Genomic DNA, 3,896 nt, shown 5'->3' on the forward strand with positions numbered 1-3,896 from the left:
CCCGCCGCGGGCGGGACCGCGCTCGACCTGCCGGTCGGGCAGTTCGCGGCGGTTGCGAGGTGGAAGGCGTCGCGGAAATCGATCCGCGCGGCCCTCCGGCTGCTCCGCTTTTCCGGCGGCACGTCGGGGTCGGTGCCGGTCTCCAGCATGCGTGATGCCATGACCGCGCCGCGCATGCCGTCGAAGAGCGAGGCGCTCGGCCCGCCCGAAATGTCGGTTCCGAGCCCGACATTGAGCCCCTTCTCCAGCGCTGCCTTCAGCGGAAAGACCGCATTGGCGAAGTAGGCGTTGGAGAGCGGGCAGTGGGCGACCGCCGAACGGCGCACCCGGATCGTGTCCATGTCGTCCGGCGTGATGAAGTTGGCATGCGCGAGCACGCTCAATCGGCCAAGCAGCCCGAACCGGTCGAGGGCCGCGGTGTCGGTCACGCCGTACCGCTCCAGCACGTAGCCATGCTCCCAGTCGCTCTCCGAGCAATGCGTCTGCACATGGCAGCCGCAGCTCTTCGCGAGCGCTCCCAGCTCGACGAGCGAGGCATCCGTGCATGCGGGGATGAAACGCGGTGTCACCACCGGACGGACCAGGCCGTGCCCGTTGTCCGGGTGCGCGCGGACATAGTCGATCAGCTCGGCCGCGCCGTCGACCGCCGCTTGCGCGGAGGCGTCGCGATAGTAGTCGGGGCACTGGTCGGCGTTGTCCATGACCACCTTGCCGACCAGGGCGCGCTGGCCGCGCTCTAGGCAGGCGTCGACGAGGATGCGGGTCGCGTCGCGGTGGATGGTGGCGAAATAGAGCGCGGTCGTCGTGCCGTTGGCGAGCAGGTCTTCGACCAGCAGGCCGTAATTGCGCCGGGCAAACGCGACGTCGGCGTAACGCGCCTCAAGCGGAAAGGTGTACTTGTGCAGCCAGACCTCCAGCGGCACGTCAAGCGCCTGGCCGAGCTGCGGGTATTGCGGCGCGTGCACGTGCAGGTCGACAAGCCCGGGCAGCAGATAGTGGCCCTTCGGCAGCCGGACGAGCGTCCCTGCCCTGGCCGCCGCGCCGACGGCGGCCTCATAGGCTTCGTCGCCCGGCCTCAGCACGGAGGCGATGACGCCGTCCTCGCGAACCGCGATCAGCGCGTCGCGAAGCTCGTCTATGCTGCCGCGCTCCGGCGCGTGGAAGCCGGAGGCGAGCAATGTCTTACCCTTGAGGTCGGTCATGTTGCCTTCGCGCGGCCAGGCAGCCGCTCAGGCGGCCATGGCCGTGGTGCCGTAGACGATGCCCTTTTCCTTCAGCCAGCGGCGGTAGGCCACCGAGGAGGCGTCCGCGCGGGTGGGGATTTCGGCGCGGGGCTCGAGTGGCAGAAGCCGCGGCCGCTGGTTCTCCAAAATGATCCGGTCCTGCAGGAAGATGAGCTGCTGGAACTGGACGAGTGCTGCCGTCGTCGAGAAGTCATCGATCAGGAACATCACCGGATGAGCCCGGCAGCGGTCCGGCTCGACCGGCTGGACGAACAGGCAGATGACGTCCCAGCGGTTCGCCGAGTTCGGGCATGTCTTGTAGAGCATGACCGCGAAGGGATTGGCGACGCGGTACATGTACTGCGTCATGATGCCTCCGGTCGCGGACAGCGCCGCCTGCGGCTGGAAGAACTCGCAATTGGTCGCCCAGACCTCGTCGACGTCGCGACGGATTTCGGTCGTGTAGTGCCGCACCTCCGTGTGCGGCTCGGCGCCGAGGATGTCGGTGTGGACGAAGGGGAAATGCGCCATGTCGAGGAAGTTCTCGACGATCCTGAGCCCCGAGGCCCTGACCGAGACCGCGCCGCAGATCACCCAGCGCCGGTCGTCCTCTTGCGTCTCGGGGATCGGCAGGACGTCGCGTTCGGGCGCGCCGAGCGTCGCCCACAAATAGCCGTAGCGTTCGCGTATCGGCAAAGCCTCGCTGTCGCCCGCGCGCGTGACGACAACCTTGCCGCCGGCATCGCGGCTGACGCTGAGATCGACGCCCAGCAGCCTGTTGCGCATCGCGCCGACCGGAATGTCGTCCAGCGCCTCTATGCAGTACCACTGGTCGAGAGCAGCCTTCTCGGCTTGCATGGCCATGCCCGTCTCCCTCTACTGGTTGTATATCCTGTTCATCACTGCGCGGTGGTCGGCAAGGGCCTTCTCGACGTCGAAGGACCGGAACGCGCCCTTGCCGATGATTTCCCGTTGATGTAGGAATAGTCGACGCGGAAGGGCCCGCAAAGCACGAGCGCCGCGAGCGGGTCGCGTTCGGTGCCGGACAGGCCGAGCTGGTCGCGCTTCACCGCGATGAAGTCGGCGCTCATGCCAGGCGCGAGATGGCCGATGTCGTCGCGGCCGAGCAGCGCCGCCCCGCCGCGCGTCGCCATCTCCAGCGCCTCGCGTGCCGAAAGCGCCGTCGGGGTGCCGCCGAAGCCGCCGCGCCCGCCCGGCTTCTCGGAAAGGTAGTGGTGCGGCGCGACGCGCTGCAGCATCAGCGCGAGCCGCGCCTCCATGAACATGTTGGACGTGTCGTTGGAGGCGGAGCCGTCCACGCCGAGGCCGACCTTGACGCCCTTGTCCAGCATTTCGCGGACTTTCGCGATGCCCTGTCCGCAGCGCATATTGGCCGACGGGCAATGCGCCACGCCCGTGCCTGTCTCGGCGAAGCGGTCTATCTCGCCGCTCGTCATGAAGATTGAGTGGGCGAACCAGACGTCATCGCCGAGCCAGCCCACGGATTCGGCGAATTCGACCGGCCGCATGCCATAGATCTCGTGGCAGTACTTCTCCTCGAACAGCTCTTCCGCCAGATGCGAGTGGAGGTTCACGCCGGGATGCTGCCGCGCCAGCGCGGCCGCGTCGCGCATCAGCTCCGGCGTCACCGAGAAGGGTGAGCAGGGCGCGAGCACGATGCGGCCCATCGAGTGGCGCGACGCGTCGTGATAGGTGTGGATCAGGCGCTCCGCATCCTTGAGGATGGCGTCTTCCTTCTCCACGCAGTAGTCCGGCGGCAGTCCGCCCTGGCTCTCGCCGCGCGACATGGCTCCGCGGGCCGCATGGAAGCGCAGGCCGATCTCGCGCGCCGCCTCGATTGTCGAATCCAGCGTGCAGTTGTTGGGCAGGATATAGAGGTGGTCCGAGCTGGTCGTGCAGCCGGAATGAATGAGCTCGGCCATGGCGACCCGCGCGGAGACATAAATAGCGTCGTCGTCCAGCTCGGCCCAGATCGGATAGAGCGTCTTCAGCCAGACCATCAGCTCGTCGTCCTGCACCATGACGCGCGTCAAGTTCTGGTACATGTGGTGGTGGGTGTTCACCATGCCCGGCATGACGACATGGCCGGAGAGGTCGAGCACCGCATCGGCCTCAAACCCTGCGAGTTCGGCCGTCGTGCCGACCTTGTCGATCACATTGTCGCGGACGAACAGCGCGCCGCCCGAAATCTCGCGGCGCGCGTCGTCGACCGTCGCGAGATGATCGATGTTCTTGACCAGAAGCGTCGTCATCGGCCGCCCATCAGCGTACATCGCGGTAGAACGGCTCGCCGAGAGCGGCCGGCGCGGCCATCAGGCGGCGCACTTTCTGCCAGGCAAGCACCGGCACGATCATCAGCGCGATGGTGCCGAGATAGGGCAGCATCGACAGGAACGGGGCGGCAACCGGCCAGTTGCGCGCCTGACCGACGAAGCCGATCGACGTGATGAGGCCGAACAGCAGCGCCGTGAGCACGGCGTTGACCGGCCGGTAACCGGCGAAGATGACGAGCGAGACCGCGATCCACCCGCGCCCTGCGACCATGCCGTCCGACCAGGCCGGCACGAAGGCGAGCGTCAGGTAGGCGCCGGCGCCTACCTGACGCTCGCCTTCGTGCCGGCCTGGTCGGACGGCATGGTCGCAGGGCGCGGG

The 3,896-nt window shown here is 67.6% G+C and carries 3 protein-coding genes and 1 pseudogene; all 4 read right to left on the reverse strand.

The features are described from left to right. Window positions 1–1,202, reverse strand: a 1,202-nt coding sequence (locus tag EOA28_RS27815; RefSeq protein ID WP_128315487.1) for an amidohydrolase family protein, incomplete at its 3' end; no start/stop codon positions are given. Window positions 1,203–1,229: 27 nt separating this feature from the next. Continuing rightward, entirely contained in the window at window positions 1,230–2,081 is an 852-nt protein-coding gene (locus tag EOA28_RS27820) for an aromatic ring-hydroxylating dioxygenase subunit alpha (RefSeq protein WP_128315489.1), read from the reverse strand. 41 nt (window positions 2,082–2,122) lie between these two features. Then, window positions 2,123–3,496 (reverse strand): 8-oxoguanine deaminase, encoded by a 1,374-nt coding sequence (locus EOA28_RS27825; RefSeq protein ID WP_128315488.1) that lies wholly within the window; start codon window positions 3,494–3,496, stop codon window positions 2,123–2,125. Window positions 3,497–3,506: 10 nt separating this feature from the next. Beyond that, window positions 3,507–3,896 (reverse strand): annotated as a pseudogene (locus tag EOA28_RS39050) (hypothetical protein); the annotation flags it as partial.

This window comes from Mesorhizobium sp. M2A.F.Ca.ET.067.02.1.1 (genome assembly GCF_004023285.1).
Lineage (GTDB): Bacteria > Pseudomonadota > Alphaproteobacteria > Rhizobiales > Rhizobiaceae > Mesorhizobium.

Excerpts from the sequence above, each read along its gene's own strand:
- EOA28_RS27820 (WP_128315489.1), bottom strand. The coding sequence starts at position 2,081 with ATGCAAGCCGAGAAGGCTGCTCTCGACCAGTGGTACTGCATAGAGGCG.
- EOA28_RS27825 (WP_128315488.1), bottom strand. The coding sequence starts at position 3,496 with ATGACGACGCTTCTGGTCAAGAACATCGATCATCTCGCGACGGTCGAC.